This window comes from Clostridium sp. 1001283B150225_161107_B6 (assembly GCF_015556325.1).
In the GTDB taxonomy this organism is placed as follows: domain Bacteria; phylum Bacillota; class Clostridia; order Lachnospirales; family Lachnospiraceae; genus Enterocloster.
Genome location: NZ_JADNMD010000015.1, coordinates 1 through 25,492 on the forward strand (window position 1 = coordinate 1; position 25,492 = coordinate 25,492).

At 52.1% G+C, this 25,492-nt stretch carries 25 protein-coding genes and 8 tRNA genes; 30 read left to right on the top strand and 3 right to left on the bottom strand.

Features of this window, described 5'->3' with window-relative positions; all coding sequences use genetic code 11:
* The 8 genes from I2H39_RS24800 (at position 1) to I2H39_RS24835 (ending at position 835) form a co-directional block, all read left to right on the top strand.
* Positions 1-73 (top strand) — tRNA-Asn (locus I2H39_RS24800).
* A gap of 37 nt (positions 74-110) precedes the next feature.
* Positions 111-182: transfer RNA gene (locus I2H39_RS24805), tRNA-Glu, on the top strand.
* Positions 183-200: 18 nt separating this feature from the next.
* Positions 201-273 (top strand) — tRNA-Thr (locus I2H39_RS24810).
* A gap of 42 nt (positions 274-315) precedes the next feature.
* Positions 316-389, top strand: a tRNA-Ile gene (locus tag I2H39_RS24815).
* Between the two features lie 45 nt (positions 390-434).
* Positions 435-508, top strand: a tRNA-Asp gene (locus tag I2H39_RS24820).
* Positions 509-545: 37 nt separating this feature from the next.
* A tRNA-Val gene (locus I2H39_RS24825) sits at positions 546-618 on the top strand.
* A 41-nt stretch (positions 619-659) separates the two neighbouring features.
* Positions 660-743: transfer RNA gene (locus tag I2H39_RS24830), tRNA-Leu, on the top strand.
* Between the two features lie 12 nt (positions 744-755).
* Positions 756-835 (top strand) — tRNA-Leu (locus I2H39_RS24835).
* A 186-nt stretch (positions 836-1,021) separates the two neighbouring features.
* Here I2H39_RS24835 and I2H39_RS24840 read toward each other — a convergent pair.
* Complete coding sequence (locus I2H39_RS24840) at positions 1,022-1,363, bottom strand: sporulation initiation factor Spo0A C-terminal domain-containing protein (protein WP_178332047.1); 342 nt, start codon at positions 1,361-1,363, stop codon at positions 1,022-1,024.
* Positions 1,364-1,674: 311 nt separating this feature from the next.
* Here I2H39_RS24840 and I2H39_RS24845 point away from each other — a divergent pair, with 311 nt between their 5' ends.
* The 10 genes from I2H39_RS24845 to I2H39_RS24890 are packed head-to-tail and all read left to right on the top strand — an operon-like array spanning position 1,675 to position 11,161.
* Entirely contained in the window at positions 1,675-2,151 is a 477-nt protein-coding gene (locus I2H39_RS24845) for a Na+/H+ antiporter subunit E (RefSeq protein WP_138311268.1), read from the top strand.
* Positions 2,142-2,528 (top strand): monovalent cation/H+ antiporter complex subunit F, encoded by a 387-nt coding sequence (locus I2H39_RS24850; RefSeq protein WP_138311269.1) that lies wholly within the window; start codon positions 2,142-2,144, stop codon positions 2,526-2,528. The genes I2H39_RS24845 and I2H39_RS24850 overlap by 10 nt, the downstream gene beginning before the upstream one ends.
* The gene (locus I2H39_RS24855) at positions 2,525-2,887 is read left to right on the top strand and encodes a monovalent cation/H(+) antiporter subunit G (protein ID WP_138311270.1); all 363 of its coding nucleotides are present in this window, start codon (positions 2,525-2,527) and stop codon (positions 2,885-2,887) included. Before I2H39_RS24850 ends, I2H39_RS24855 begins: the two co-directional genes overlap by 4 nt.
* Positions 2,884-3,150, top strand: a complete 267-nt coding sequence (locus tag I2H39_RS24860; protein WP_138311271.1) for a hydrogenase subunit MbhD domain-containing protein — start codon at positions 2,884-2,886, stop codon at positions 3,148-3,150. The genes I2H39_RS24855 and I2H39_RS24860 overlap by 4 nt, the downstream gene beginning before the upstream one ends.
* Positions 3,131-4,117, top strand: a complete 987-nt coding sequence (mbhE, locus tag I2H39_RS24865; RefSeq protein WP_138311272.1) for a hydrogen gas-evolving membrane-bound hydrogenase subunit E — start codon at positions 3,131-3,133, stop codon at positions 4,115-4,117. Before I2H39_RS24860 ends, mbhE begins: the two co-directional genes overlap by 20 nt.
* Before the next feature lies 1 nt (position 4,118).
* Positions 4,119-4,496 carry a cation:proton antiporter subunit C gene (locus I2H39_RS24870; RefSeq protein WP_138311273.1) on the top strand — a complete coding sequence of 126 codons (378 nt, stop codon included), beginning with the start codon at positions 4,119-4,121 and terminating at the stop codon, positions 4,494-4,496.
* On the top strand, positions 4,493-5,977 hold the full coding sequence (locus I2H39_RS24875; protein WP_195627759.1) for a proton-conducting transporter membrane subunit: 1,485 nt from the start codon (positions 4,493-4,495) through the stop codon (positions 5,975-5,977). Before I2H39_RS24870 ends, I2H39_RS24875 begins: the two co-directional genes overlap by 4 nt.
* A gap of 15 nt (positions 5,978-5,992) precedes the next feature.
* Positions 5,993-7,510: a proton-conducting transporter membrane subunit gene (locus tag I2H39_RS24880; protein WP_195627760.1), complete on the top strand. Its 1,518-nt coding sequence runs from the start codon at positions 5,993-5,995 to the stop codon at positions 7,508-7,510.
* Between the two features lie 13 nt (positions 7,511-7,523).
* Positions 7,524-9,089, top strand: a complete 1,566-nt coding sequence (locus tag I2H39_RS24885; protein WP_195627761.1) for a proton-conducting transporter membrane subunit — start codon at positions 7,524-7,526, stop codon at positions 9,087-9,089.
* Entirely contained in the window at positions 9,086-11,161 is a 2,076-nt protein-coding gene (locus tag I2H39_RS24890) for a complex I subunit 5 family protein (protein ID WP_138311277.1), read from the top strand. Before I2H39_RS24885 ends, I2H39_RS24890 begins: the two co-directional genes overlap by 4 nt.
* Here the strand turns inward: I2H39_RS24890 and I2H39_RS24895 are convergent.
* Positions 11,135-12,043: an aldose 1-epimerase family protein gene (locus tag I2H39_RS24895; protein ID WP_195627762.1), complete on the bottom strand. Its 909-nt coding sequence runs from the start codon at positions 12,041-12,043 to the stop codon at positions 11,135-11,137. The genes I2H39_RS24890 and I2H39_RS24895 overlap by 27 nt on opposite strands.
* Positions 12,044-12,129: 86 nt before the next feature.
* Entirely contained in the window at positions 12,130-13,167 is a 1,038-nt protein-coding gene (locus I2H39_RS24900) for a LacI family DNA-binding transcriptional regulator (RefSeq protein ID WP_138311279.1), read from the bottom strand.
* A gap of 441 nt (positions 13,168-13,608) precedes the next feature.
* On the opposite strand from I2H39_RS24900, the gene I2H39_RS24905 reads away from it, so the two are divergent.
* The 12 genes from I2H39_RS24905 to I2H39_RS24960 are packed head-to-tail and all read left to right on the top strand — an operon-like array spanning position 13,609 to position 25,410.
* Positions 13,609-14,772 carry an ABC transporter substrate-binding protein gene (locus tag I2H39_RS24905; protein WP_138311280.1) on the top strand — a complete coding sequence of 388 codons (1,164 nt, stop codon included), beginning with the start codon at positions 13,609-13,611 and terminating at the stop codon, positions 14,770-14,772.
* A 20-nt stretch (positions 14,773-14,792) separates the two neighbouring features.
* Positions 14,793-15,626 (top strand): ABC transporter permease, encoded by an 834-nt coding sequence (locus I2H39_RS24910; protein ID WP_195627763.1) that lies wholly within the window; start codon positions 14,793-14,795, stop codon positions 15,624-15,626.
* A 15-nt stretch (positions 15,627-15,641) separates the two neighbouring features.
* On the top strand, positions 15,642-16,427 hold the full coding sequence (locus I2H39_RS24915; protein ID WP_138311281.1) for an ABC transporter permease: 786 nt from the start codon (positions 15,642-15,644) through the stop codon (positions 16,425-16,427).
* Complete coding sequence (locus I2H39_RS24920) at positions 16,415-17,176, top strand: ABC transporter ATP-binding protein (protein WP_195627764.1); 762 nt, start codon at positions 16,415-16,417, stop codon at positions 17,174-17,176. Before I2H39_RS24915 ends, I2H39_RS24920 begins: the two co-directional genes overlap by 13 nt.
* Before the next feature lie 18 nt (positions 17,177-17,194).
* Positions 17,195-17,953: an ABC transporter ATP-binding protein gene (locus I2H39_RS24925; RefSeq protein ID WP_138311283.1), complete on the top strand. Its 759-nt coding sequence runs from the start codon at positions 17,195-17,197 to the stop codon at positions 17,951-17,953.
* Positions 17,954-17,957: 4 nt separating this feature from the next.
* The gene (locus tag I2H39_RS24930; RefSeq protein WP_138311284.1) at positions 17,958-18,755 is read left to right on the top strand and encodes an SDR family oxidoreductase; all 798 of its coding nucleotides are present in this window, start codon (positions 17,958-17,960) and stop codon (positions 18,753-18,755) included.
* A gap of 4 nt (positions 18,756-18,759) precedes the next feature.
* A complete protein-coding gene (locus I2H39_RS24935; protein ID WP_138311285.1) occupies positions 18,760-19,776 on the top strand; it encodes an alcohol dehydrogenase catalytic domain-containing protein in 1,017 nt (338 codons plus the stop codon).
* A 13-nt stretch (positions 19,777-19,789) separates the two neighbouring features.
* Complete coding sequence (locus I2H39_RS24940) at positions 19,790-20,644, top strand: class II fructose-bisphosphate aldolase (RefSeq protein WP_195627765.1); 855 nt, start codon at positions 19,790-19,792, stop codon at positions 20,642-20,644.
* A 39-nt stretch (positions 20,645-20,683) separates the two neighbouring features.
* Positions 20,684-21,844: a ketose-bisphosphate aldolase gene (locus I2H39_RS24945; protein WP_138311287.1), complete on the top strand. Its 1,161-nt coding sequence runs from the start codon at positions 20,684-20,686 to the stop codon at positions 21,842-21,844.
* Between the two features lie 21 nt (positions 21,845-21,865).
* Positions 21,866-23,059 (top strand): diphosphate--fructose-6-phosphate 1-phosphotransferase, encoded by a 1,194-nt coding sequence (locus I2H39_RS24950; protein ID WP_138311288.1) that lies wholly within the window; start codon positions 21,866-21,868, stop codon positions 23,057-23,059.
* Positions 23,056-23,895: a triose-phosphate isomerase family protein gene (locus I2H39_RS24955; RefSeq protein WP_138311289.1), complete on the top strand. Its 840-nt coding sequence runs from the start codon at positions 23,056-23,058 to the stop codon at positions 23,893-23,895. Before I2H39_RS24950 ends, I2H39_RS24955 begins: the two co-directional genes overlap by 4 nt.
* A 21-nt stretch (positions 23,896-23,916) precedes the next feature.
* A complete protein-coding gene (locus tag I2H39_RS24960; RefSeq protein ID WP_195627766.1) occupies positions 23,917-25,410 on the top strand; it encodes a lactate racemase domain-containing protein in 1,494 nt (497 codons plus the stop codon).
* Positions 25,411-25,492 lie beyond the last annotated feature (82 nt).

The window sequence follows — 25,492 nt, forward strand, 5'->3', positions numbered from 1 at the left end:
TCCTCGATAGCTCAGTCGGTAGAGCACGCGGCTGTTAACCGCGCTGTCGTAGGTTCAAGTCCTACTCGGGGAGTTTTAGTGGAAGTCCATGGCGACCACTACCTTATTCAGGCCCCATGGTCAAGCGGTTAAGACATCGCCCTTTCACGGCGGTAACACGAGTTCGAATCTCGTTGGGGTCATTTGACCAGTTTAGATACGCCGATGTGGCTCAATTGGCAGAGCAGCTGATTTGTAATCAGCAGGTTATCGGTTCGAGTCCGATCATCGGCTTTTACTGTAAAACAGTAAGCAATGTTAGTGATTATATAGTTCGGACCTTTAGCTCAGTTGGTTAGAGCAACCGGCTCATAACCGGTCGGTCCTGGGTTCGAGTCCCCGAAGGTCCACTCTTCCTAACTAAAGCAGAATGAGAACTATATCATCTAAATAATGGCCCGGTGGCTCAGCTGGTTAGAGCGCCGCCCTGTCACGGCGGAGGTCGACGGTTCGAACCCGTTCCGGGTCGTTTTTCTTTCATATATACGCTGAAAGAGATACCTATTGGGGTCTTAGCTCAGCTGGGAGAGCATCTGCCTTACAAGCAGAGGGTCACAGGTTCGAGCCCTGTAGGCCCCATTTGTTTTATATCTGCATATGGCTTTGTCATATATCAATCTGCGGGTGTGGTGGAATAGGCAGACACAAGGGACTTAAAATCCCTCGGTAGCGATACCGTGCCGGTTCAAGTCCGGCCACCCGCATTTTTTATATTTGCGGCTGTGGTGGAATTGGCAGACACGATGGGTTTAGGTCCCATTGGGAAACCGTGCAGGTTCGAGTCCTGTTAGCCGCATACGTAAGAGTCCTGTGTTTACAGGGCTTTTTTTGTTTCCGGAGGAGCTGCGCGGTTCCAGGGAAACTTATGAGTGCAGCAAACAGACCCGATGGTATCGGGCCCGGCCACTCTTCGCTTTCTGTGATTTTGTAAATTATGTCCTGGCAATAAGCAGACGTACACCCTAAACACATTTTACAAAAATCAGTCGTAGTAGTGTTCCACAACATAGTGAGAGAGCGCATCTATGAAGGCGCCATTTCGCGGCTTCTGTTCCAAATTGAAGCCAAAGACCTGATTTAAGAGGTTCCGGTCTCCATGGGCCCATATGGTGCTGATAATGGTGCGGATATTCCGTTCCACACAGCCAGTGGATGTATGGTATTCCGCAGAAATTTCCACATAAAGTCCTTTGGATATGTAGATTAGCAGTTCCGGATTGGCAATTGCGCGGATGATACCATAAACTGTATAGCGGAACCCCACATAGGAGTTGTTGACGCCGAGGCGCCGGAGCAGGTTACAGGTTTCTCTTTCGTATTTCATGATGATTCCTCCCGATATCAGTTGACTCCTGTAAAGTTAAACCGGGGATGGGGGTTTTATCAAGTAAGACAAGACGACAAAAAACGTTAAATTATGTCGCTAAATGTCGAAGGATTAGCCGGGGAAAATCAGGGGGAAGATAGTAGGGGATAAAGGGAGTAGTGGATATAACTGAGTATAGCAAAAGTAAGGGCTTAAAGCTATCTCTTATGGCAGCAGCGGCCGGCCTTTATATTCTTGTATTTGACCGGAAACAGCAGTATAATATTCTGTAATCGGTAGAAGGAGACCAGGCAAAGGGGGGTAAGCCTATGTTTCTTCTGTTTTTTTCAGTGTGGTTGATTTTAAACGGCAAGGTGACAGCAGAAATCTGCGTATTTGGCGTTGTAATTTCAGCCGCACTTTTTTATTTTATGTGCAGATTCATGGAATACAGCATGAGGAAGGAATTACTGCTCTTCAAACTGATTCCTCTGTTTGTCAGATATTTCTGGGTGCTGGTCAAGGAAATTGTCAGGGCCAATGTGTGTGTACTTAAAATTATCCTTTCGCCGGAGCTGCAGCCGGAGCCTGCCTTTGTATATTTTGAAACAGCTCTCAGAACCGGACTGGCCAAGGTTATGCTGGCTAATTCCATAACCCTGACACCTGGAACCATAACCGTATCAGTGGAGGGAAACCGTTTCTGCGTCCATTGCCTGGACCGGGAACTGGCTGAGGGAATGGAAGAGTCCGTATTTGTGGAACTGCTGGAGGAAATGGAGGCGGAGGAAGAGAGATGGAGGTAATCGAACAGGTGTATGATATTCTTCTGGCCGCGGCCGTCATTGTGCTGGCTCTGTTAATCATTGTCAGTATGGTCCGTTCTGTCCTGGGACCGGGAATTGCGGACCGGATTATTGCTGTTAATATGACAGGGACCATGATTATCATGATTATCGCAATTCTGTCCGTGTATCTGGATGAGAATTATCTGGTGGATGTCTGCCTGATTTATGCCATGCTCAGTTTTCTGGGGGTAGTGGTTCTGTGCAAGGTCTATACAGGCGTTTATCTGCAGCATAAGAAAATGAAAGCAGACTTGGATGCCATTGACGATAATTTGAAACATCAGTCTGAAGGGCAGGAGGACAGGCTGTGTAAAAAGGAGGAGGGAGATATATGACGGTGCAATGGCTAAAATTATCATTATCTGCATCCTTTCTGTTTATCGGTATCCTGTTTATGGTGCTGTCGGTTTTCGGGGTCAACCGCTTTCACAAGGCTCTGAACCGGATGCATGCAGCGGCAATGGGAGATACCCTGGGAATTCTGTTTGTGTTTATCGGTCTGATAGTCATGAGGGGAATTTCCATGGATTCCCTGAAGCTGTTTCTGGTCATCCTGTTTTTCTGGACAGCAGGACCTGTATCGGGCCATATGATTAGCCGGCTGGAGGCAATGACGGACGAGGATTTGGGGGAAATACTTGTAATCGATAAATCCCATCCAAAAGACCCAGATGAAAGCGGGGACAAAGCATGAGAATATTTGAAATTATTTTATTGGTCTGCCTTATTGTGTGTGCGGTATCTGTTGCGTTTGCAAAGGACCTTCTGACCTCCATCATCATTTTTATGTCATACAGCCTGATTATGTGCGTTATCTGGATTCTGCTCCAGTCACCGGATTTAGCCATTACAGAGGCAGCGGTGGGGGCGGGGGTAACGAGTATTCTGTTTTTCATAACCTTGAAGAAAATAAAGGCAATCCGCAGGGAGGAACGGGATGAGCAGGAGAAGGGATGATTATGAAAGAAGCCGGTGGCTGAGGTTCAGAAAATGGGTGGATAAGGGGGCGGACCTCCTTGCAGACGGGATAGAGATTCAGGTTCCGGACCAGGATGCTGTTTTGCCCATGGAGGCTTATACAGAACAGGAGTTCCGGCAGACCAGGGAAAAACAGGAAACGGCAGAGGATAAGGGAAGCCTTTCCCAGGAACGGGGAATCCGCGTCTTCCGCAGGTTTTATCAGGTGATGTCCGTGCTGCTCTGTTTCAGTATTATATTTGTCCTGCTGTGGACCATTGCCTACCTTCCCGTGTTCGGCAATGCGGGCAATCCGGATAATAATGAGGTCTCGTCACGCTATATAACGGAAGGACTCAGAGAGACAGGGGCAGTGAATATGGTGACTGGCATGATTCTGGATTACAGGGCCTTTGATACATTTGGAGAGTCCTGTGTCCTGTTTATAGCTTCCTGCTGTGTGTTTGCCCTTTTGAGGATTGATGCGGCAAACAGGGATAAGGACACAAGAAAGCGCCTGGAGGAGGCCAACGACAGGCTGTTTGAACCAAAAAACGATATCATTCTGCAGAAATGTGCCTGTGTGCTGGTGCCGCTTATCATAATATTCGGCATATATATTGTGCTGAACGGCCATCTGTCGCCGGGAGGAGGGTTCTCCGGAGGAGCGGTCCTGGGGTCCGGACTGATACTTTATCTCAATGCCTTTGGATTTCGGAAAACCGAATGTTTCTTTACGGAAAAGGTGTACCGCAGGACTACCCTTGGAGCGCTCACCTTTTACTGTCTGGCAAAGAGTTATTCGTTTTTCACCGGAGCCAACCATATGGACAGCGGCATTCCTTTGGGCACGCCGGGTACAATACTCAGCAGCGGCCTTATTCTGCCCCTTAACATCTGCGTGGGCCTGGTGGTGGCATGTACCATGTATGCGTTTTATACACTGTTCCGGAAAGGGGGAATGTAGGATGGCAGGTCATTTGCTGCTTAATATAGAGGAAACGGTTTCGGTCATCCTGTTTGGCGTGGGGTTCACCATGCTGCTGCTTCACCGGAACCTGATAAAAAAAATTATGGGAATGAATATCATGGACACGGCAGTCTATTTGTTTCTGGCCGCCAAGGGATACATAAGGGGGCGCATGGTTCCCATTGTGGCGGATGGGATTACCAATACAGAGGCATACATCAATCCGGTTCCCAGCGGACTGGTGCTTACCGGTATCGTTGTTTCTGTCAGCACCACGGCCCTGATGCTGGCCCTGACCATACGGCTGTATGAACGGTATGGGTCCCTGGACCTGGATGAAATCCTGATGCATGCAAAGCAGGAGGAAAAGACATGAGCCTGGTGCAGAATTTCCCGTTCTTTTCCATTATCATAGCCATGTTCTCCGGCATTCTGTCTCTGGCATTGTCAGGAAAACAGGCCAGGAACCTGAGTGTTGCAGCGATTCTTTCGGTAACGGTCATGTCCGGGGCTGTGATGGCATCCTGCATGGGTACGGGAGAGAGCTATACCTATATGATGGGACATTTTCCTGCGCCCTGGGGAAATGAAATCAGGGCAGGGGTGCTGGAGGGGCTTACGGCCATGATGTTCGGCGTAGTGATGCTGCTGTCCGTTATGGGGGGATTGGACCACACCTATGAGGATGTGGAAGGTACAAAGCTGAACCTGTTTTTCATTATGATTGATTTGATGCTCAGTTCCCTGCTGGCTCTTATTTATACGAATGATTTGTTTACAGCGTATGTATTTGTGGAAATTAACACCATTGCCGGGTGCGGACTTATCATGATACGGCAGAAGGGCCGGAGCCTGTCGGCTGCCATCCGCTATATGATTATGAGCCAGCTGGGTTCAGGACTGTTCCTCATAGGTTTAAGCCTGCTCTACGACGTCACGGGCCATCTTCTTATGAGTCCTGCAAAGGAGGCTGTGGCACAGATTGAGGCAGCGGGAGTCTATGGGATTCCCATGCTGGTCATACTGGCTGTTATCAGCGTGGGCCTGGCCATTAAAAGCGGCCTGTATCCGTTTCACTACTGGATTCCGGATACATACGGGTATGCAACGCCTACTGCCAGCGCTGTCCTGTCCGGTCTGGTGTCAAAGGGATATATATTTTTGCTGATTAAGATTTTTTACCGGGTTCTTGGACGGGAAAATGTGATTGCCAGCCAGATTGTGAATGTGCTCTATGTATTCGGTCTGGCGGGGATGATAATGGGGTCTGTCCATGCCATCGCGGAGTCAGATACCAGAAGGATGATAGCCTACTCTTCGGTGGCGCAGATTGGCTATATCTATATGGGAATCGGCCTGGGAACCCAGGCCGGTATGGTGGCGGCCATATTCCATATGTTTACCCACTCAGCCACCAAGGCCCTGCTGTTTATCAGCGCCGTGGGGCTTTATGAGGTGTCAGGCGGCAGGAAGGATTACAGGAGCCTGAGGGGAGCGGGCTACAGGGCGCCTCTGGCGGGCATGGGCTTTGCCGTGGGTTCCCTGTCCATGGTAGGATTTCCCATGCTGGCGGGATTTATTTCCAAGCTGCTGTTTGCCACATCGGCTCTTCAGAGCCCTCATAAGATGATTCCCACATTGATTGCCCTGGCTGTGAGCACTACGCTCAACGCAATATATTTCCTTCGTCTGGTTATCACCTTATATTCCAGAGGAGAGAGAAGCAGCCGGAGGGCGGGAAGCTCATGGAAGCTGCGGGCAGCTGTTTTATGCTTTATACTGCTCAATCTGGCACTGGGGCTCAAGTCCCAGCCAGTGGTCCTGGCCATTGAGAACGGACTTGCCATGTTTGATTAAAAGGAGACGGACTATATGGAAGGAAATGTGATGTTATTGCTGCCAATACTGGTCCCCGTGGTTGTGGGCGCGCTGGTATTGTCCGTGAAAGGACTGAGAAGGGACCGGAGGATTCTCATGGGGATTGTGACCGGTACTTTGGCCGCAGGATGTATCCTTACATTCTGGGCCCTGTATAAGGGAGGACAGCTGGCGGTATGGCGGCTGTCCCAATCCATTACCATTGGTCTGTCCGTGGATGGGGTTAGCAGGATTTTTGCCGCCCTTACCTGTGTGGTCTGGCTGCTGGCCGGAATATATTCTGTCTCCTATATGGTCCATGAAAAGGACGAGTTCCGTTTTTTCGGATTTTATCTGATTGTGCTGGGAGTTCTCATAGGGCTGGACTTTTCCGCAAACCTGGTGACTCTGTATGTGTTTTTTGAGATGATGACACTGACCTCCCTTCCTCTGGTGCTTCATGAGATGACAAGGGAGGCAGTGATGGCAGGGCTTAAGTATTTGTTTTATTCAGTGGCAGGTGCGTTTCTTGCCCTGTTCGGTATTTTTTTCCTGGCGGGGACAGCCGTTACCCTTACCTTTATCCCGGGGGGCGTGGCATTTAAGGATTCCCTGGCGGGGAATGAGGGGATGCTTCTGGTTTCAGTCTGCTGTGTCCTCATTGGTTTTGGAACAAAGGCCGGCATGTTCCCCATGCACGGCTGGCTTCCAACCGCCCATCCAGTGGCCCCGGCGCCGGCCAGCGCCGTGCTGTCCGGCCTGATAACCAAGGCCGGGGTGCTGGCCATCCTGCGGGTGGTGTATTTTATCGTGGGACCGGACCGGCTTAGGGGAACCTGGGTCCAGGATGTGTGGATGTTCCTTTCCCTGGCAACCGTATTCATGGGGTCCATGCTGGCCTACATGGAACCTGTGCTTAAAAAACGTCTGGCGTATTCAACGGTGAGCCAGGTATCCTATATTCTGTTTGGTCTGGGCCTCATGGTTCCTGCGGGCTTTGTGGGAGCCCTGGCACATGTGGTATTTCATTCCCTTATTAAGAATGCCCTGTTCCTGGCAGCAGGCGCAATCATTGTTCAGACCGGATATACCAGGGTTAAGGATATGGGGGGATTGGGCAGGAGGATGCCTGTCATGATGGGGTGCTACACCGTGGTATCCCTGGCTCTGATAGGCATTCCGCCAGCCAGCGGCTTTGTGAGCAAATGGTATCTGGCCTCCGGCGCATTGTCCTCAGGGCTGGCAGGATGGTCCGTGGCAGGTCCTGCGGTTTTGCTGGTAAGCGCTCTGCTGACAGCGGGATATCTGCTGCCTCTTACCATTAACGGTTTTTTTCCGGCAGTGGAACCAGCGGCGGAAGCAAGGAGGGAATCTGTGGAGGGTGAGCCATATACGGAGACAGCCATGGGCGCAGAGCCTTCCCGGCTCATGCTGGTTCCCATGCTGGCGCTGACAGCAGGAGCCCTTCTTTTCGGATGTTTCCCAGGTCCTCTTCTGTCTGCGCTGGAATCCATAGCGGCAGAGGTTCTTTAAGGGAGGAAAGGATATGAACAGTATGGTATTGGCAGTTCCTGCCCTTCTTCCCATAGGAGGGGGAATACTGCTTCTGATAGTCAGACATTTTCCCATGAAGGCTGAAAGCAGTAAGGATGGCGCCTACCGCAGGCTGGAGTTCCTGACAGGAGGCATTACCCTGGCAAACAGTTTGATGGTAGGGTGGCTTATTGCTGCAAAGTCAGGCACAGGGGAGCAGGCAGTGCTGTTCCGTCTTTACGGGGATTTGAAGGTCATGTTCTGCCTGGACGGCCTGGGGAGTGTCTTTGCAGGGCTGATTGCCCTTCTGTGGCCTCTTGCGGTGCTGTATTCTTTTGAGTATATGAGGCATGAGGAGCGCAGGACCTCTTTTTTTGCATACTATCTCATGACATACGGCGTGACCGTGGGAATCGCTTTTTCCGGTAATCTGATGACGCTGTACCTGTTTTATGAGCTGCTGACCCTTGTAACCTTTCCGCTGGTGCTTCATCCCATGACCAGGGAGGCTGCCAGGGCCAGCAGGAAATATCTGTACTATGCCATTGGAGGAGCTGCCTTTGCATTTATTGGAATCATTTTCGTGCTGAGCTATTCTGCATCCGGTAATACGCAGTTCATGCCCGGGGGCGTGCTGGACCTGACAGCGGTCCGGGAGAGAAGAGGTACGCTGCTTTTGGTGTATGTGCTGGCCTTTTTCGGGTTTGGTGTGAAGGCAGCCCTGTTTCCCTGCCACGGATGGCTTCCCGAGGCAACCGTCGCCCCCACGCCGGTGACAGCGCTGCTTCATGCGGTGGCAGTGGTGAAGTCCGGTGCATTTGCTGTTATACGGCTTACTTATTTTAGCTTTGGAACGCAATTTTTAAGGGGTACCTGGGCCCATATGGCGGTCATGGCCGCAGTGATGGTGACCATTGTGTTCGGCTCTACCATGGCTGTAAAGGAAATACACTGGAAGCGGCGGCTGGCCTATTCCACAATCAGCAATCTGTCCTACATCCTTCTGGGAACCGTAATGATGAGCCCGCTGGGACTGGCCGCGGCCCTGAGCCACATGGTGTTCCATGCTTTCATGAAGATATGCTCCTTTTTCTGCGCCGGCTGTGTGATGCATCAGTCCGGCAGGACCTATGTATATGAGCTGGACGGGCTGGGACGGTACATGCCTGTGACATTCGGATGTCTGGCTGTGGCCAGCTTTTCACTGGCTGGAATACCTCCGTTTGCGGGATTCGTCAGCAAATGGAACATAGCCCAGGCAGCCTTTGGCTGCGGGGCGGACCTGGCAACTGCCGGCAGCAGCGGGAAATGGCTTGCTTATGCAGGGGCGGGTGTGCTTCTGTATTCTGCGTTCATGACAGCGGTGTATATGTTTACGGTGTTGGTCAGGGCCTATTTTCCTAAGGCGGACGGGCCGGAACAGACCCCAAAGTTTGAAAGCGCATTACAGGAAATACGGGACCCTGGCTGGATGATGCTGGCGCCTCTGGTCATATTTGCTGCGGCAATCATCGGGCTGGGCCTGTACTCAGGGCCGGTGATGGAGATATTTACAGAGATAGGGAGGATGGCGGGATGATTGAGACAATGGACCTGGTGCTCCCGGGAATCTGCGGCCTGGGAATCCATTTTCGGCTGGATGGGTTCCGTCTGGTCTATGTACTGATTGCGGTTATCATGTGGACCTGCTGCGGGCTGTTTTCTAAGGAGTATATGGAGCATTACAGGAACCGGAGAACGTACTATGCTTTTTTCTGGATTACATTCCTGGCCACGGCGGGCGTGTTTTTGTCTGCGGATTTATACTCTGTCTTTATATTCTTTGAAATCATGTCCTTTACCTCCTATGTGTGGGTGGCGTTTGACGGCAGGAGGGAGAGCCTGAGGGCTGCGAACACGTATCTGGCGGTTGCGGTAATAGGCGGTCTGGTGATGCTGATGGGATTATTCCTGCTCCATGACCTGTTAGGGACACTGGAAATGGATGCTCTGGAACAGGCTGTTAAAATAGCCGGGGACACAGGGAATCAATGGAGGCTGTATGGGGCCGGAGGAATGCTTTTGTTTGGGTTTGGAGCAAAGGCAGGATGTTTCCCGCTTCATATCTGGCTTCCCAAGGCCCATCCGGTGGCCCCTGCTCCGGCCAGTGCCCTGCTCTCCGGTATACTGACAAAGGCAGGGGTATTTGGCGTCATTGCTGTCTCCTGCGGTATCTTTGGTTCGGACGGGGCCTGGGGGCTTCTGGTTACTGCTCTGGGGCTGGCGACCATGTTCCTGGGAGCGTTGCTGGCGCTTTTTTCCGTTAACCTGAAACGGACGCTGGCCTGTTCCTCTGTGTCCCAGATTGGTTTTATCTTTACCGGGATTGGGATGTCCTGCCTGCTGAGGGCAGCTGGGCGGGATGATTTCCTGGCTGTCAGGGGCGCATTCCTGCACATGGTAAACCATTCCCTTTTAAAGCTGGTACTGTTTTTGAGCGCAGGCGCTGTATTCATGAACCTGCATCAGCTGAATCTCAATGATATCAGGGGATTCGGAAGGAAAAAGCCCTGTCTGTGCTTCTGTTTTCTGATGGGAGCCCTGGGAATCAGCGGAATCCCTTTTGGAAATGGATATGTGAGCAAGACCCTGCTGCATGAGGGAATCCTGGAATATATAGAGGCTGTAAGGGAAGGGGCAGCGGTCCCGATGACATCAGCAGGCCCATGGGAATGGCCCGCGGTACGGTATATACTGACTGAACCGGGAATATGGAAGGCAGCTGAGTGGCTGTTCCTTATCACGGGAGGCATGACCCTGGCCTATATGGCCAAGCTGTTTGTGGCGCTGTTCGTGGAGCGGCATCCCACCAGGCAGAAAGAATTTGATGATATGAAGGGAAGCTATATGGGCCGCATAAGCCGGCTGGCGCTGGTGGTTCCGTCTGCTGCCCTGCCGGTCTTGGGGCTGGTCCCCCATATTTTTATGGATTACCTGGCGGACCTGGGACAGGGATTTTTCCATGCAGACATACCGGTGCATCTGGTGTCCTATTTTTCCAGGGGGAATCTGAAGGGAGCAATGATATCCATTGGCATCGGTCTGGCGCTGTACGGTGCGGGGGTCAGGGGATTTCTTATGAAGCGTGAAAATGGAGTGAACGCAACCAGGGATTATGTGGACCGCTGGCCGGCATGGCTGGATTTGGAAGAGCTGGTGTACCGCCCTGTGATTCAGACTTTGCTTCCTGCTGTGTGCGGCGCTGTATGCAGGGCCGCGGACCGATATCTGCTGTCCACAATGGTTGCGGTGCTGCTGGCCGTGTCTGCGGTGGTCTGCCGGGCAATGGACTGTCTGGGGGACAGCCTTATCCGGCTGGCCAGAAAAACCACTCACAGGCAGAGGGATGGAAGCAGGAGAGAGCAGGGCGGGGACAGGATTGCCGTTGTGCTGGGAAGGACCATAGACAGGCTGGGGTCCCTGGAACGGCTGGCTCCCGGAAGGAGCCAGCGGCGCAGGGAATCTGTGATACCAGGGCTGATGAAGGCCGAGGAAGAAGTTAAACGCACCGGACGGCTGGTGGAGGAGAGCTTTTCCTTTGGACTGATGCTTTTCTGTATTGGGCTGTGCCTGACACTGGGGTATTTACTGGTTGTGTTTTTTAGGGGATGAACACCCCAGTATCCGTATGGTCATAACATAACTGCGGCTGTCTCCCGGGCAGAGGTGCTGTATGTGGTGTCTGTGGGAGAGCTGGTCGTCCTCATTCTCATAGATGCCGGAGCCGTTCCAGGGTTCCACGCAGAGATAGGGGGCCGGTTTCGGATACAGGGTCCAGAAGGCAACGGTTTCAAAGCCTGGGAATCCCACCTCCACGCCGCGGCCGGTGGCGGGATTGAGGATGGATACCTTCCGTGAATTTAGTTTGTCAAAGAACAGGGCATCATGTTTAAACATTTCCCGGTTTAAGGGGAGGCTGCTGCCCTTCAGCGGAATGCCTGGTTTGGAAGGCGCAAAGTGCAGCTGCTCCAAATCATAGGGAATACTGACCGTATCTTCTTCTTGTTCAAATTCCAGCCGGTAATCCTCAAATGCAAATCCTTCCTCCATGGGGCAGTTAAATCCCGGATGAGCCCCAATAGCATACCACATGGCGCGCCGGTCTTTATTTTTTACCTGATATTCCATGGAAAGCATGCCGTCCTTCAGTTCATATGTCAGGGAAAGACAGAAGGCGTAGGGGTATACACGGTGTGTGTCAGGAGTGTCCTCCATGGTGAAAACTGCTTTTGCCGGAGAGACTTGTGACACATCAAAGTCATGTTCACGGCAGAAGCCGTGTTTCTCAATGGCGTATATGCGGTCTTCCAGGATAGTCCTGTCGTTCCGGCAGTTGCCTACCACGGGAAACAGGAGGGGGGAGCATTTGCCCCAGTATTCCGGGTGGCGCTGCCAGATATATTCATGGCCGGAAACATCCTTCAGGGAAATGAGCTGGGCTCCTGTGGAGTCTATGACAGCCGCTGTCTTGGAATCCTTGATTGTAATCAGCATGGTGTATTCCTCTTTTCTTTTTGTTATTTATGGCAGAACTGTTTTGCACCGGAGTATGTTTGAAAATCCTAGAGCCCGTGTTCGTGTCAGGCGTCTTCCTGCTTTGGGCTGTAGGGGGCGCAGCTTTCCCTGTTAGCCAGATAGAAGGGAAGGTTCATTTTGATGGGCAGCTTATGGCCTTCCTCAATCCGGTCAATGAGGATTTTTGCTGTCATCTGTCCCATTTCTTCCACCGGTATATGGATGGTGGTAAGCATGGGCGAGAGATACTGGGCCGTGTCTATGTCGTCGATGCTGATGACGGACAGGTCGTCAGGAATCACCAGCCCGGCTTCCTTGATGGCTCTCATGGCTCCGATGGCCGTATTGTCATTGCAGCAGAATACGGCAGTTATATCTGTCCTGCGGGACAGAAGTTCCTTGGCCCCCTTGTATCCTCCCTCGGAGGAAAGGGGAACATTGACGATGTGGGATTTTGCCGGGCGCAGATTGTGGGCGCTCAGGGCCGCGCAGTAGCCGGTGTACCTGTCCTCAAACTGTGTTTCTCCGATAAAGGCAATTCTTGTATGGCCCAGGCCGATGAGGGTATTCATGGCAGCAAGGCTGGCCTGGTATCCGTCGCAGATTATCTGGTCGTATTTGGCCTCCAGCAGATTGAGCCCGGTGTAGGCCACGCAGTTAAAGTATTTCTTTAAAAAGCTCAGGGTCTGTTTGTCGCACCGCCCCAGGACCACCACGCCGTCCACATGATTATCTGTGATGAGCCGGAATGTATTGGGATGGTGTATGTCGATGGCAGTGAAGGAGTATTTTAACACGTAGTTGTGCTTGAACGCTTCCTTCTCAATGCTGCGGGCCAGCGTGGAGAAAAACAGGTCTGAGTTGGAGTCCTCAGCTCTTGCATACAGGCAGGCAATGGACCGGGTGGGAGAGTCGGCCGCTTTTGCAGCCCCTGTTTTCAGACTGCGGGCCGTGGCATTTGGGGTATAGCCGGTGCGCCGGACTATTTCCCAGATGCGGTCCTGGACTTCCTTGCTGGCAACATTGGTGCTGTTTTTGTTTATGACCCGGGAGACGGTGGAGATGGATACCCCTGCTTCCCGGGCGATTTCTTTTAATGTCATGGCAACCCTCCTTTTCTGGGGTTTTTCAAGCAAATTTCTGAATCTGTTTACTTTAAGTATACAAAAAAAGGCCTGGGATTACTATAAAATAATACACAAACGTTTGCGTAAAAAACTGTGGACGAAAGTGGAGGAAAACCGTGGATAAAGGCTGGCGTATCAACGGTTTTTTGAGATTCTCCGGTACGCAAACGTTTGGTTTGAATTGCCTTGCCTTGGCATAGTCATATTGCTATAATGACTTTGCAAGTTGGGTGATAAATAGTCAAAAATAGACGTAACACGGTTGCTCCGTATTATTTTAGCGGTATAAATGTTAATCATTTAACAAAAACAAGGAAAAAAATATGCAACTTTCATAAGAGGGTAAAGGCGGCTGTTTATTACGCAAAGCATGTAGCAAAAATAAGAGAACCATTTGGGGACAGGAGGTCAAACGTTATGAGAAAATCATTAGTAAAGACATTGGCAGTGACAATGGCAGCAGTTATGTGTGCCGGGATGGCAGCAGGCTGCGGAGCAGGTTCCGAAACCAAGAAGGCGGATACACAGACACAGGCATCGGGAGCAGGAGACAGTAAGGCAGCGGACAAGAGCTATGAGCTGACCGTGTCGGGTATAGGAGGCAGCCTTAATTATCTGCCCATCTATATTGCGGAGCAGGAAGGCTGGTTTAAGGAAAAGGGACTGGATATTGAGGAAGTGCTGTTTACCAACGGGCCGGTACAGATGGAATCCCTTTCATCCGACGGCTGGGATATTGGCTGCACCGGAGTGGGCGGCGTGTTTGCAGGTGTTCTGGGATACGATGCGCTGGTTCTTGGCTCCAGCAATACGGACGACGGAACACAGTATGTATTTGCCAGAAATGATTCGGATATTGTAAAGGCGGGCAAGGGACACAGCAGCCTGAGCGATGAGATTTACGGGGATGCGGACAGCTGGAAGGGAAAATCCATCCTGTGCAATACCGGCAGTGTTACACAGTATGTGCTGATTAAAGTACTGGAAGGCTTCGGGCTTACGGTTGACGACGTAAACTTTATCGCCATGGACCCGGCCACAGCTTACAGCGCATTTCTGGCAGGCGAGGGAGACGTGTGTGTGCTGACCGGGTCGGGCGGTACCTTTAAGATGCTGGCTGAGTCTGATAAGTATACGCCTGTCGCCAGCGGCCCCATGGCTGATTCCGGACTGATGTGCAGCTTTGTGGCTAATAAGAACAGTTATGCTGACCCGGATAAGTACGAGGCTATGAAGGTGTTCATGGAAGTATACTTTAATACCCTGGACTGGATGAAGGAAAACAAGGAAAAGGCCATTGACTACTGCGTGGACATGAACGATGAAAACGGAAGCTCCATGGACAGGGAAACCACTGCCAAGTATCTGGAGGCTGATACATATTACACCCTGCAGGAGGCATGCGATATGCTGAATAACAAGGCAGAGGGTTCCGACAATACAGTTATGGACCAGAGACTTCTGGACGTGCTTGATTTCTTTATCAGCGTGGGCAATTACAAGGAAGGCGACCAGGAGAGATTCGTGGGACATACGGATGGAAAGCTGTTAAATGAGGTACTGACTGAAACCGCAAATTAAAAAGGAGCTGAGATACCGATATGGCAACTGGAAATGAGAAATTAGAGGCTGGCCTTTTGGAGTGGAAAAAGCAGAAATCAAAGGAAGGCCTGAATTACGCCCTGTTAAGCGCGGCAGGAATCATCACTCTGCTGGCCGTGTGGCAGCTGGTAGTAAGCGTGGGTCTTGTGAATGAGAGGATGCTTCCGGCACCCACCCAGATTTTTGAGACCCTGATGTATAAGTTTGCGAATAAGGCCCCGGACGGCAACGTCCTGTGGGTGAATATACTGGCCAGCCTCCAGGTTGCCTTATCCGGTTTCCTGGCAGCCATCATAATCGGCGTTCCGCTGGGACTGGTCATGGGCGGGTGGACCTATGCGGACCGTTTTATCCGCCCCATCTTTGAGCTGGTGAGGCCGGTTCCCCCCATTGCCTGGATACCCTTGGTAGTGGTGTGGATGGGAATCGGCCTGAAGGCAAAGGCGCTCATCATCTTTTTTACCGCCTTTGTGCCCTGTGTCATCAATTCCTACACAGGCATAAAGCTGACCAACAAGACTCTGATTAATGTATCCAGGACCTTTGGGGCCTCCAACGCGGAGATATTCTGGAAAGTGGGTGTACCTTCCTCCCTTCCCATGGTATTTGCCGGAATCCGCGTGGCATTGGGAAATTCCTGGTCCACCCTGGTGGCGGCAGAGATGCTGGCAGCCAGCGCCGGACTGGGATACATGATTCAGATTGGCCGTACAGTGGCCCGCCCGGATATTGTAATCGTGGGTATGGTGGTGATTGGCGCCATCGGAGCCATTCTTTCAGGATTTTTGTCCAGGGCAGAAAAATATTTCCTGCGCTGGAAGGTAAACAGGTAGGAGGGAGTAAGGAATATGGATGTAGCAAGCAAACAGCAGAAAACATTGAGAAACGTCCTGTACTACGGCCTGCCTGTATTGGCAATCCTGATGATTGCCGTGGGATGGGTCCTGTTCTCGGACAGCCACCCGGAGCTGATGCCTGCCCCGGCTGATGTGTGGGCGCGTTTTGTGAAGACTTTTACCAAACCCATCGCAAAGACTTCCCTGGCAGGCCATGCATGGGCCAGCTTAAGGCGTGTGCTGATGGCGCTTCTTATTGCATGGGCTTTTGGTATTTCCTTTGGCATTCTCATTGGATGGAACAGGAAATGCAAGGCGTTTTTCGGCAGTATATTTGAGGTTATCCGTCCCATACCGCCCATTGCCTGGATTCCCATTGTAATCATGTGGTTCGGCATCGGTGAATTCCCAAAGGTGCTGCTGGTATTTATCGGAACCTTTGTGCCTCTGGTCATCAACACTTCCACGGGAATTGAGATGGTGGATAAAATCAATTTGGATGTAGGCCATGTATTTGGCGGAAACAACAGGCAGATACTGACGGATATCGTTATCCCCACTGCCCTGCCCTCCATCTTTGCGGGAATCCGCACCTCGGTCAGCTCAGGCTGGACAACGGTACTGGCAGCCGAGATGTTAGGCGCCCAGAAAGGACTGGGAGCACTGGTGACCAGAGGCTGGCAGGGAAGCGATATGGCCCTGGTACTTGTCTCTGTCATAACCATTGCAATCATTGGCGCCCTTTTGTCACTGGGGCTTCAAAAACTTGAGAAGGTGGTGTGCCCGTGGAACAACTAAACAAACGAATGGAAATAAATGGAATATCCAAGACGTTTTTCAGTGAGAAGGGATATTTTACAGCCATAGAAGATGTGAGCTTTGATGTGAACGACGGCGAATTTCTGGTAATCCTGGGGCCGGGGCGTTGCGGCAAGACCGTGTTGCTCAATATCATCGCGGGGCTGGAGCAGCAGACCGGGGGAAAGGTTGTGTACAATGGCAGGGAGTGGAAGGGCGTAAACCCGGAAATCAGCATGGTGTTCCAGAAGCTGGCCCTGATGCCCTTTAAGACGGTTATGGAAAATGTGGAGCTGGGCCTTAAATTCCGGGGAATGTCCAGGGGACAGCGCAGAGAGATTGCACAGCATTACATAGAGCTGGTGGGCCTTAAGGGATTTGAGAAATCCTATCCCACCCAGCTGTCAGGCGGCATGAAACAGAGGGTGGGGATTGCCAGGGCTTATGCGGCGGACCCCAAGCTGTTAATCATGGACGAACCCTTTGGGCAGCTGGACGCCCAGACACGGTATCAGATGCAGGAGGAAATCCTTAGAATCTGGGAAAAGGAAAAGCGCACCGTCATATTTGTCACCAACAATATAGAGGAAGCCTGCTATCTGGGAGACAGAATCATCCTGCTCAGCGACTGCCCGGCCACTGTGAAGGAAGTATATCCCATCAGCATTCCCAGGCCAAGGGATATGGTAAGCGAGGAGTTCTTAAAACTGCGTACGGTTATTTCCGACAACACTGATTTAGCAATTTAATGGTATAGGAGGACAAAAATGCCTGAAAGAGAGGACACCCGGCCCGTTAAAGTTGAGGTCAGGAATCTTACAAAGCGCTTCGGCGACCTGCTGGTGCTGGACAATATGTCATTTAACATCCGTAAAGGCGAGTTCGTGTGTGTCGTAGGGCCCACAGGCTGCGGAAAGACCACATTTTTAAACTGTCTTACCAGGATTCACATGCCCAGTGAGGGCGACTTGTATATAGACGGGGTCCCTGCGGACCCGCGCAAGCATAACATTTCCTTTGTGTTCCAGGAGCCCAGCGCCCTTCCGTGGCTGACCGTGGAGGAGAACCTGGCCTATGGGCTTAAGATTAAGAGAATCCCCAAGGCTGAAATCGACCGCAGGGTGGACCAGATACTGGACCTGATGGGACTTCAGGAGTTCAGGAAGGCGTATCCGGGGGAGCTGTCCGTGTCAGCGGAGCAGAGAATCATCATCGGACGTTCCTTTGCCATGCAGCCGGACCTGCTGCTGATGGATGAGCCTTACGGACAGATGGATGTTAAGATGCGTTTTTATCTGGAGGATGAGGTCATACGCCTGTGGAAGGAGCTGGGGAGCACGGTGGTGTTCATCACCCACAACATAGAGGAAGCCGTGTATCTGGCGGAGCGTGTGCTGATTCTCAGCAACAAACCGGCCAAAATCAAGGAGGAAGTGAGAATTGACCTGCCAAGGCCCAGAGATATCACATCCTCCAGGTTTATCGAGTACCGCAACTATATAACAGACAAGATTAAATGGTGGTAGAAATATGGAATCAGGACGATTAAATGGAAAGACAGCCATTGTTACAGGCGGGGCCAGAGGCATTGGATTTGGGATTGCTTCCAGATATGCCCGCGAGGGAGCCAGGGTGGTCATAGCGGATGTGCTGGAGGAAGAGGGTAGGAAGGCTGCCATGGACATAGGCCATATGGCGGAGTTTTATCAGATTAATCTGCGGGACAGAGCGCAGATATTTTCCATGGCGGATTATGTACATGAAAAATACGGACATATTGATGTGCTGGTAAACTGCGCCGGCGTGGCCCGTCCATGTCCCACGCTCAAACTGTCGGAGGAAGTGCTGGATGAGGTAATCGACATCAATATGAAGGCGCCGCTGTTCTGCTGTCAGGCAGTGGGGGCTTATATGAGACGGGACGGGGGAGGAAGCATTGTCAATATCTCCTCCGGCAATACCAGAATGATTAACGTGGGCCGGGTGCCCTATGGCATTACAAAGGGAGCGGTGAATCTGCTGACAGAGCAGCTGGGCGCAGAATGGGCCATGTACAACATTAAGGTGAATGCCATTGCACCGGGCTGGATTCGGACAGAGATGGTTGAAAGACCCCTTAAATCCGGAATATTGGATGAGAAGGCCATATTGTCTGTGTCGCCCATCGGGCGTTTCGGAAAGGCCGAGGAGATTGCCGGCCTGGCCTGTTTTCTGGCCAGTAAAGAATCAGATTACATTGTGGGGCAGGTGATATTTGCTGACGGAGGCTGGTCTCTGGGCATCATGCCCAATGCGCTTGATTATATCAGAGAAAATGAGGAGGATTGAAATCATGAAGGTATTATGTCTGCCGGAGCCAGGAAACCTGGTGTTAAAGGATATGCCCATGCCCGAACTCAGGGAGGGGCAGGCAATCATAAAGATGGAAATGTGCGGAATCTGCGGTTCGGATGTGACTGCTTACAGGGGAGTAAATCCCACCATGCGCTATCCCATTAACGGACTGGGCCATGAGGGAGTGGGCGTTATCCAGGAAATCGGGGAAAATGACAAGGGCTTAAAGCCGGGTGACCGTGTGGCCCTGGAACCCTATGTCCCCTGCAATAAGTGCCACATGTGCGCGGCAGGGCGTTTTAACAACTGCGCGGACCTCCATGTGTGCGGCGTTCATAAGGACGGTATGATGTCCCAGTATTTCCTTCACCCGGTACAGCTTTTATATAAGCTTCCCGATGAACTGACCTTCACCCATGCAGCCCTGGTGGAACCCCTGACCATCGGTCTTCACGGGGCAACCAGGGCCAGGGTGTCAAAGGGAGAGCACTGCGTTGTGTTCGGCGCAGGAATCATCGGCCTTATGGCTGCATTTGCCTGCATCAACTACGGAGCAACCCCTATTCTGGTGGATGTGCTGCAAAAGCGCCTGGATTATGCAAAGGAGCTGGGAGTACCCTGCACCTTCAATTCCACGGACAAACATGTGGAGGAGTATCTGCGGGAGGTGACCGGCGGCAAGCTGCCTGAGGCCATGATTGATTGTACGGGTGCTCCTGTGATTCTGGAGAACATGCACAATTACGTGTGCCACGGGGGGAGGATTGCCCTGGTGGGATGGCCTCATGACCCGGTGCGGATTAACACGGTACGCCTGATGCAGAAGGAAATTGATGTGTGCCCGTCCAGAAATTCCAATGCAAAATTCCCGGAGGCCATTGGTCTGGTCAACCAGGGAAAGGTGCCTACGGACGCCATTATCACAAAAATCATTGAGCTGGACCAGGTGGAGGATACCATCAAGGATATGATTCAGTCTCCGTCCGATTATCTGAAAGTTATCGTGAACATCTGAAAAGGAGAATAACATGCTGACAACCACTTATGAAATGCTTCAAAAGGCATATGAAGGCCACTATGCAGTTCCCGCCATCAATACCCAGGGAGGAACCTATGACATCATACGGGCCGTGTGCATGGCTGCAGAGGAGCTTCGTTCCCCGGTCATACTGGCCCACTATGTGAATACAGGAGCCTATTCAGGCCATGACTGGTTTTACGAGACAGCAAAATGGATGGCCCGGAAGGTTTCAGTGCCGGTTGCAATCCATCTGGACCACGGGGACAGCTTTGAGCGCTGCATGGAGATGCTGAAGCTGGGATTTACCTCCATTATGTTTGACGGTTCCTCCCTGCCTGTGGAGGAAAATGCAGCAGCCACAGAGGAAGTGGCCAGGGTGTGCAGGACCTTCGGGGTACCGCTGGAGGCGGAAATCGGAGAGCTGTGCCGCCTGGATGACAAGGGAAATAAAATGGGCGCATCCAACATTGCGGACCCGGATGTGGTGAAGCAGTATCTCAGGCTGTGCCGCCCGGATTCACTGGCCATCGGCATTGGAAACGCCCACGGGTTTTACAACGGACCTGTGGATATCCGGGTAGAGGTGCTGGAGGAATGCAGGAAGTTTACGGATATTCCCTTTGTTCTTCACGGCTGTACCGGCATGGACGAGGAATTGGTCAAGCGTTCCATTGACAGCGGAGTGGCAAAAATCAATTTCGGCACCCAGGTGCGCTGCCGGTATGTGGAATATCTGAAGGAAGGGCTGGCTGAGGGAAAAGACCAGGGCCATGCATGGAAATTATCGCAGTATGCGGAGCTGCGGCTGCGCGAAGACATAAAAGACATCATCCGGCTGGCAGGCTCCCAGGATAAGGCGTGACACGGTACGGAATGAAACCTTGGAAAAGGAAGGTATGCTATGACATTGATTCCATTAAGACCTCTTATGGAGGCTTCTGTTAAACATGGGTTTGCCCAGGGGGCATTTAATGTGAACGCGGTAGCCCAGGCAAAGGCTGCCATCGAAGTACACAGTATGTTCCGCTCCGCGGCCATCCTGCAGGGAGCGGACCTGGCAAACGGCTTCATGGGGGGAAGATGCGACTTTATGAATGCCACCCTGGAGGATAAGAAAGCCGGCGCCGGGAATATTGCCAGGGCCGTTAAGAAATATGGGGAGGACAGCCCCATCCCCATTGTCCTTCACCTGGACCATGGACGTGATTTTGACTCCTGTGCAGCCGCCATACAGGGGGGATATACTTCGGTGATGATTGACGGGTCGTCCCTGGCCTTTGATGAGAATGTGGAACTGACCCGCGAGGTGGTAAAATACGCACATGCAAGGGGCGTCAGTGTGGAAGGGGAGCTGGGTGTGCTGGCCGGAGTGGAGGACCAGGTGTTTTCACAGGGCTCCACGTATACCAACCCTTTAAAGGCAGTGGAGTTTTTCCGGAAGACCGGCGTGGATGCACTGGCTATATCCTACGGCACTATGCACGGTGCTTCCAAGGGAAAGGATGTAAAGCTGCGCAAGGAGATTGCGGTGGCAATCCGGGAATGCCTGAACCATGAGGGAATCTTTGGGGCCCTGGTGTCTCATGGCTCATCCACGGTTCCCCAGTATATTGTGGATGAAATCAATGAGCTGGGAGGCACATTGACCGGTACCTATGGAATCGCCATAGAGGAACTTAAGGCAGCGGCCAGATGCGGCATCAACAAGATTAATGTGGATACGGATATCCGGCTGGCGGTTACCCGCAATATGAAAGAATTTTTTGCCTGCAACCCGGATAAGAGAAACAGCAGCTCCATCGGAGGCATCTATGAGCTGCTGGAATCCAAGCGGGAGCAGTTCGACCCCAGGGTTTTCCTGACGCCCATCATGGAAACCGTGATGACCGGCGCCATACCGGATGAGGATACGGCGGCCATTACAGACTGCATTGAGCGGGGCGTGAAGGAAGTGGTGGGCACCCTTATCGTACAGTTTGGCTCTTACGGCAAAGCGCCTTTGGTGGAACAGGTTTCCCTGGAGGAAATGGCTGACCGGTATAGGAAAATGCAGGTATTATAAATGGGAAAGGTGGTAGAGGCAATGTCTGCAAATGTTCTGGTGGTCCATGGAGGCGGCCCCACGGCTGTCATCAATGCTTCCCTGTATGGTGTTGTGGAGGAAGCCAGGAATTCCGGCAGCATAGGCAAGGTGTACGGCGCAATCGGCGGAAGTGAGGGGATTCTGAAGGAGCAGTTTCTGGATTTGATGCAGTATCCGGAGGAAAAGCTAAGGCTTCTGCTCCAGACGCCGGCCACGGCAATCGGTTCATCCAGGTATGCCCTGGAACAGAAAGACTATGACGCCATGGCAGGAATCTTCAAAAAGTACGGAATCCGTTATGTGCTTCTGAACGGGGGGAACGGGACCATGGATACCTGCGGCCGCATCTTTGAGGCGTGCAGGGGAGAGGACATCTATGTGGTTGGAATCCCCAAGACCATTGACAACGATATTGCCATAACAGACCATACGCCGGGATATGGAAGCGCGGCCAGGTTCATCGCTGCTTCCGCGGCAGAGGTTGGGGCGGATGTCAGGGCCCTGCCCATCCATGTGTGTGTCATGGAGGCCATGGGGCGCAATGCCGGATGGATTACGGCTGCATCTGCCCTGGCCAGAAAGAAGCCGGGGGATGCGCCCCATCTGATTTATCTGCCGGAGCGCCCCTTCCATGAAGAGGAATTCCTGGAGGATGTAAAACGCCTTTACGAAGAAAAGGGAGGCGTGGTGGTGGTTGCCAGCGAAGGACTGAAGAATGACAGCGGAGAACCTATTGTGCCTCCTATTTTCAAGGTTGGGAGGGCTACCTATTATGGGGATGTCAGCGCTTATCTGGCGAATCTGGTCATACAGAAGCTGGGAATCAAGGCCAGAAGCGAAAAGCCCGGCCTTTGCGGAAGGGCATCCATAGCCTGGCAGTCGCCGGTGGACCGTGACGAAGCAGTCCTGGCCGGAAGGGAGGCGCTGCGGGCGGCCATGGAGGGCATGAGCGGCGTCATGATTGGCCTTATACGGGATGAAAATGAGGATGGAGAGTACGGCGTCCGCACCGCGGCCATTCCCATCAAAGAGGTGATGCTGCATGAACGGGTGCTGCCGGATGATTACATAAATGACAGGGGAAATGATGTGACGGACGCATTCCTGAAATGGTGCAGGCCCCTCATCGGACCTGAATTAAGGGAGTTTGTGGACTTTAAAGAAGAGTATGAAAAGATGGGAGTGGGAGAATGAAACACATATTTCTGAACCTGAAACGGTTCGATATACCCAGGGAATACGGAGGGGTCAACAGTGTTGCGCCCATGGAGGAATGGGGGAGCTACATTGTGCAGAAGACCCAGGAAAAACTAAAGGCGTACAGCCCGGAGGATGTGGAGTTCGTCATGTATTTCCCGGAAGCCCATCTGATACCGGCAGTGAAGGCCCTGTGCGGGGACAGTCCGGTTAAAATCGGCTGCCAGGGGGTGTACAGGGATGATACGGCTGAAAACGGCAATTTCGGCGCATTTACCACCAACCGCACAGCCAATGCGGCAAAGGCAATGGGATGCAGTTCCGTCATCATCGGCCACTGCGAGGAGCGCAGGGATAAGGCCGGAATCCTGGAGGAAGCCGGAATCACGGATGGGGATGCAGTGGGAAGGCTGCTGAACCAGGAAGTCAGGGCGGCAATCCAGGCCGGGCTTACAGTGCTTTACTGTATCGGGGAATCTGCCGGGGAGCAGGAACGCTGGCAGGAGGTGCTTAAGGAGCAGCTGGAGACAGGGCTTAAGGACGTGGACAGGGAAAAGGTGGTCATTGCCTATGAGCCGGTATGGGCCATCGGACCGGGAAGGATACCGCCGGATGAAGCCTATATCACAAAAGTCGGTTCTTACATTAAGGAGATTACCGGCGGCATGGATGTTGTCTACGGAGGCGGACTCAAGGCGGACAACGCCCGTATGCTGGCTTCGGTCCCTGTCATGGACGGCGGACTGATTGCCCTTACCAGGTTCCAGGGTCAGATTGGATTTTATCCGGAGGAATATCTGGAAATCGTGGACGCCTATCTGGCACGCAACTGATTATAACAGGAGGATTATCATATGAAATTATCATTTGAATATGGTGCAGGGCTAATGGCGGCAGAGCTTCCTGACAGCACCGATGTGTTCATACCCGGCGAAACCGTGGCAGACCCGCCCTGCATTCCGGAGGACCGGCTGGTGGAAAAGACCCTGGAATCCATACGCAATCCCATGGGAATGGAACCACTGTCCCGTCTGGCCCGCAAGGGTTCCAAGGTGACCATCATTTTCCCGGACAGGGTAAAAGGCGGGGAACAGCCCACTTCCCACAGGAAAATATCCATCAGACTGATACTTAAGGAGCTGTATGACGCGGGAGTGGAGAAAAAGGACATTCTTTTAATCTGTTCCAACGGGCTTCACCGGAAGAATACAGAAACAGAAATCCACAACATACTTGGGGATGAGCTGTTCCTTGAGTTCTGGCACACACACCAAATCATCAACCATGACAGCGAGGATTATGAGCATCTGGTGGATTTGGGCACCACGGACCGGGGCGACCCTGTGCTCATGAATAAATATGTGTATGACAGCGATGTGGCCATCCTTATCGGCCACACCCAGGGAAATCCTTACGGCGGCTATTCCGGGGGCTATAAGCACTGCGCCACGGGAATCACCCATTGGCGCTCCATTGCCTCCCACCATGTGCCTGAGGTGATGCACCGCAAGGATTTTACCCCGGTCAGCGGAACGTCACTGATGAGGACAAAGTTTGATGAGATTGGCCAGCACATGGAGAAATGCATGGGAAAGAAGTTTTTCTGCTGCGACGCCGTGCTGGACACAAAATCCCGCCAGATAGAGATTAACAGCGGCTACGCAAAGGTCATGCAGCCCCATTCCTGGATTATGGCGGATAAGAGGACCTATGTGCCGTGGGCAGAAAAGAAGTATGATGTGATGATATTCGGAATGCCCCAGTTCTTCCACTACGGCGAGGGCATGGGAACCAATCCCATCATGCTGATGCAGGCCATCTCAGCCCAGGTCATCCGTCATAAGCGCATCATGAGCGACAACTGCGTGATTATATGCTCCTCCCTGTGCAACGGCTATTTCCACGATGAGCTGTGGCCTTATACCAGGGAAATGTATGATATGTTCCAGCATGATTACATGAACACCCTGCCGGACATGAACCGGTACGGCGAATACTTTGCCACCAATGAGGAATATATCAGAAAATACCGTTACTGTAACGCATTCCACCCCTTCCACGGCTTTTCCATGATTAGCTGCGGCCATATTGCGGAAATGAACACCTCAGCCATCTATCTGTGCGGCGCCCAGGAACCGGGATTTGCCAGGGGGATGGGCCTTAAGACCAGGGCCACCATTGAGGAAGCCCTGGCTGACGCCAGGAAAAAGTTCGTGGGTCCCAACCCCAATATACTGGCTCTTCCCCAGACCTTTAAGCTGGGTGCCGTCCATCTGATGATGAAGGATGAGGTATATGAAGGAAAGGGGCAGGAGGACTGCGGGTGTGCCTGCCATATGCATGGATAGGTGATGCGGACAGCGCAGGATAACTAAATATAGAGGCATTGCTTTATGAATCCCCTCCTTTTTATGGAGCCGCGTTAATTTT

Coding starts and splice junctions, on each gene's coding strand:
- I2H39_RS24960 (WP_195627766.1), top strand. CDS start 23,917: ATGAAATTATCATTTGAATATGGTGCAGGGCTAATGGCGGCAGAGCTT.
- I2H39_RS24910 (WP_195627763.1), top strand. CDS start 14,793: ATGGCAACTGGAAATGAGAAATTAGAGGCTGGCCTTTTGGAGTGGAAA.
- I2H39_RS24875 (WP_195627759.1), top strand. CDS start 4,493: ATGAGCCTGGTGCAGAATTTCCCGTTCTTTTCCATTATCATAGCCATG.
- I2H39_RS24860 (WP_138311271.1), top strand. CDS start 2,884: ATGAGAATATTTGAAATTATTTTATTGGTCTGCCTTATTGTGTGTGCG.
- I2H39_RS24885 (WP_195627761.1), top strand. CDS start 7,524: ATGAACAGTATGGTATTGGCAGTTCCTGCCCTTCTTCCCATAGGAGGG.
- I2H39_RS24870 (WP_138311273.1), top strand. CDS start 4,119: ATGGCAGGTCATTTGCTGCTTAATATAGAGGAAACGGTTTCGGTCATC.
- I2H39_RS24945 (WP_138311287.1), top strand. CDS start 20,684: ATGACATTGATTCCATTAAGACCTCTTATGGAGGCTTCTGTTAAACAT.
- I2H39_RS24935 (WP_138311285.1), top strand. CDS start 18,760: ATGAAGGTATTATGTCTGCCGGAGCCAGGAAACCTGGTGTTAAAGGAT.
- I2H39_RS24845 (WP_138311268.1), top strand. CDS start 1,675: ATGTTTCTTCTGTTTTTTTCAGTGTGGTTGATTTTAAACGGCAAGGTG.
- I2H39_RS24890 (WP_138311277.1), top strand. CDS start 9,086: ATGATTGAGACAATGGACCTGGTGCTCCCGGGAATCTGCGGCCTGGGA.
- I2H39_RS24925 (WP_138311283.1), top strand. CDS start 17,195: ATGCCTGAAAGAGAGGACACCCGGCCCGTTAAAGTTGAGGTCAGGAAT.
- I2H39_RS24840 (WP_178332047.1), bottom strand. CDS start 1,363: ATGAAATACGAAAGAGAAACCTGTAACCTGCTCCGGCGCCTCGGCGTC.
- I2H39_RS24850 (WP_138311269.1), top strand. CDS start 2,142: ATGGAGGTAATCGAACAGGTGTATGATATTCTTCTGGCCGCGGCCGTC.
- I2H39_RS24940 (WP_195627765.1), top strand. CDS start 19,790: ATGCTGACAACCACTTATGAAATGCTTCAAAAGGCATATGAAGGCCAC.
- I2H39_RS24905 (WP_138311280.1), top strand. CDS start 13,609: ATGAGAAAATCATTAGTAAAGACATTGGCAGTGACAATGGCAGCAGTT.
- I2H39_RS24930 (WP_138311284.1), top strand. CDS start 17,958: ATGGAATCAGGACGATTAAATGGAAAGACAGCCATTGTTACAGGCGGG.
- I2H39_RS24955 (WP_138311289.1), top strand. CDS start 23,056: ATGAAACACATATTTCTGAACCTGAAACGGTTCGATATACCCAGGGAA.
- I2H39_RS24895 (WP_195627762.1), bottom strand. CDS start 12,043: ATGCTGATTACAATCAAGGATTCCAAGACAGCGGCTGTCATAGACTCC.
- mbhE (WP_138311272.1), top strand. CDS start 3,131: ATGAGCAGGAGAAGGGATGATTATGAAAGAAGCCGGTGGCTGAGGTTC.
- I2H39_RS24880 (WP_195627760.1), top strand. CDS start 5,993: ATGGAAGGAAATGTGATGTTATTGCTGCCAATACTGGTCCCCGTGGTT.
- I2H39_RS24855 (WP_138311270.1), top strand. CDS start 2,525: ATGACGGTGCAATGGCTAAAATTATCATTATCTGCATCCTTTCTGTTT.
- I2H39_RS24900 (WP_138311279.1), bottom strand. CDS start 13,167: ATGACATTAAAAGAAATCGCCCGGGAAGCAGGGGTATCCATCTCCACC.
- I2H39_RS24950 (WP_138311288.1), top strand. CDS start 21,866: ATGTCTGCAAATGTTCTGGTGGTCCATGGAGGCGGCCCCACGGCTGTC.
- I2H39_RS24915 (WP_138311281.1), top strand. CDS start 15,642: ATGGATGTAGCAAGCAAACAGCAGAAAACATTGAGAAACGTCCTGTAC.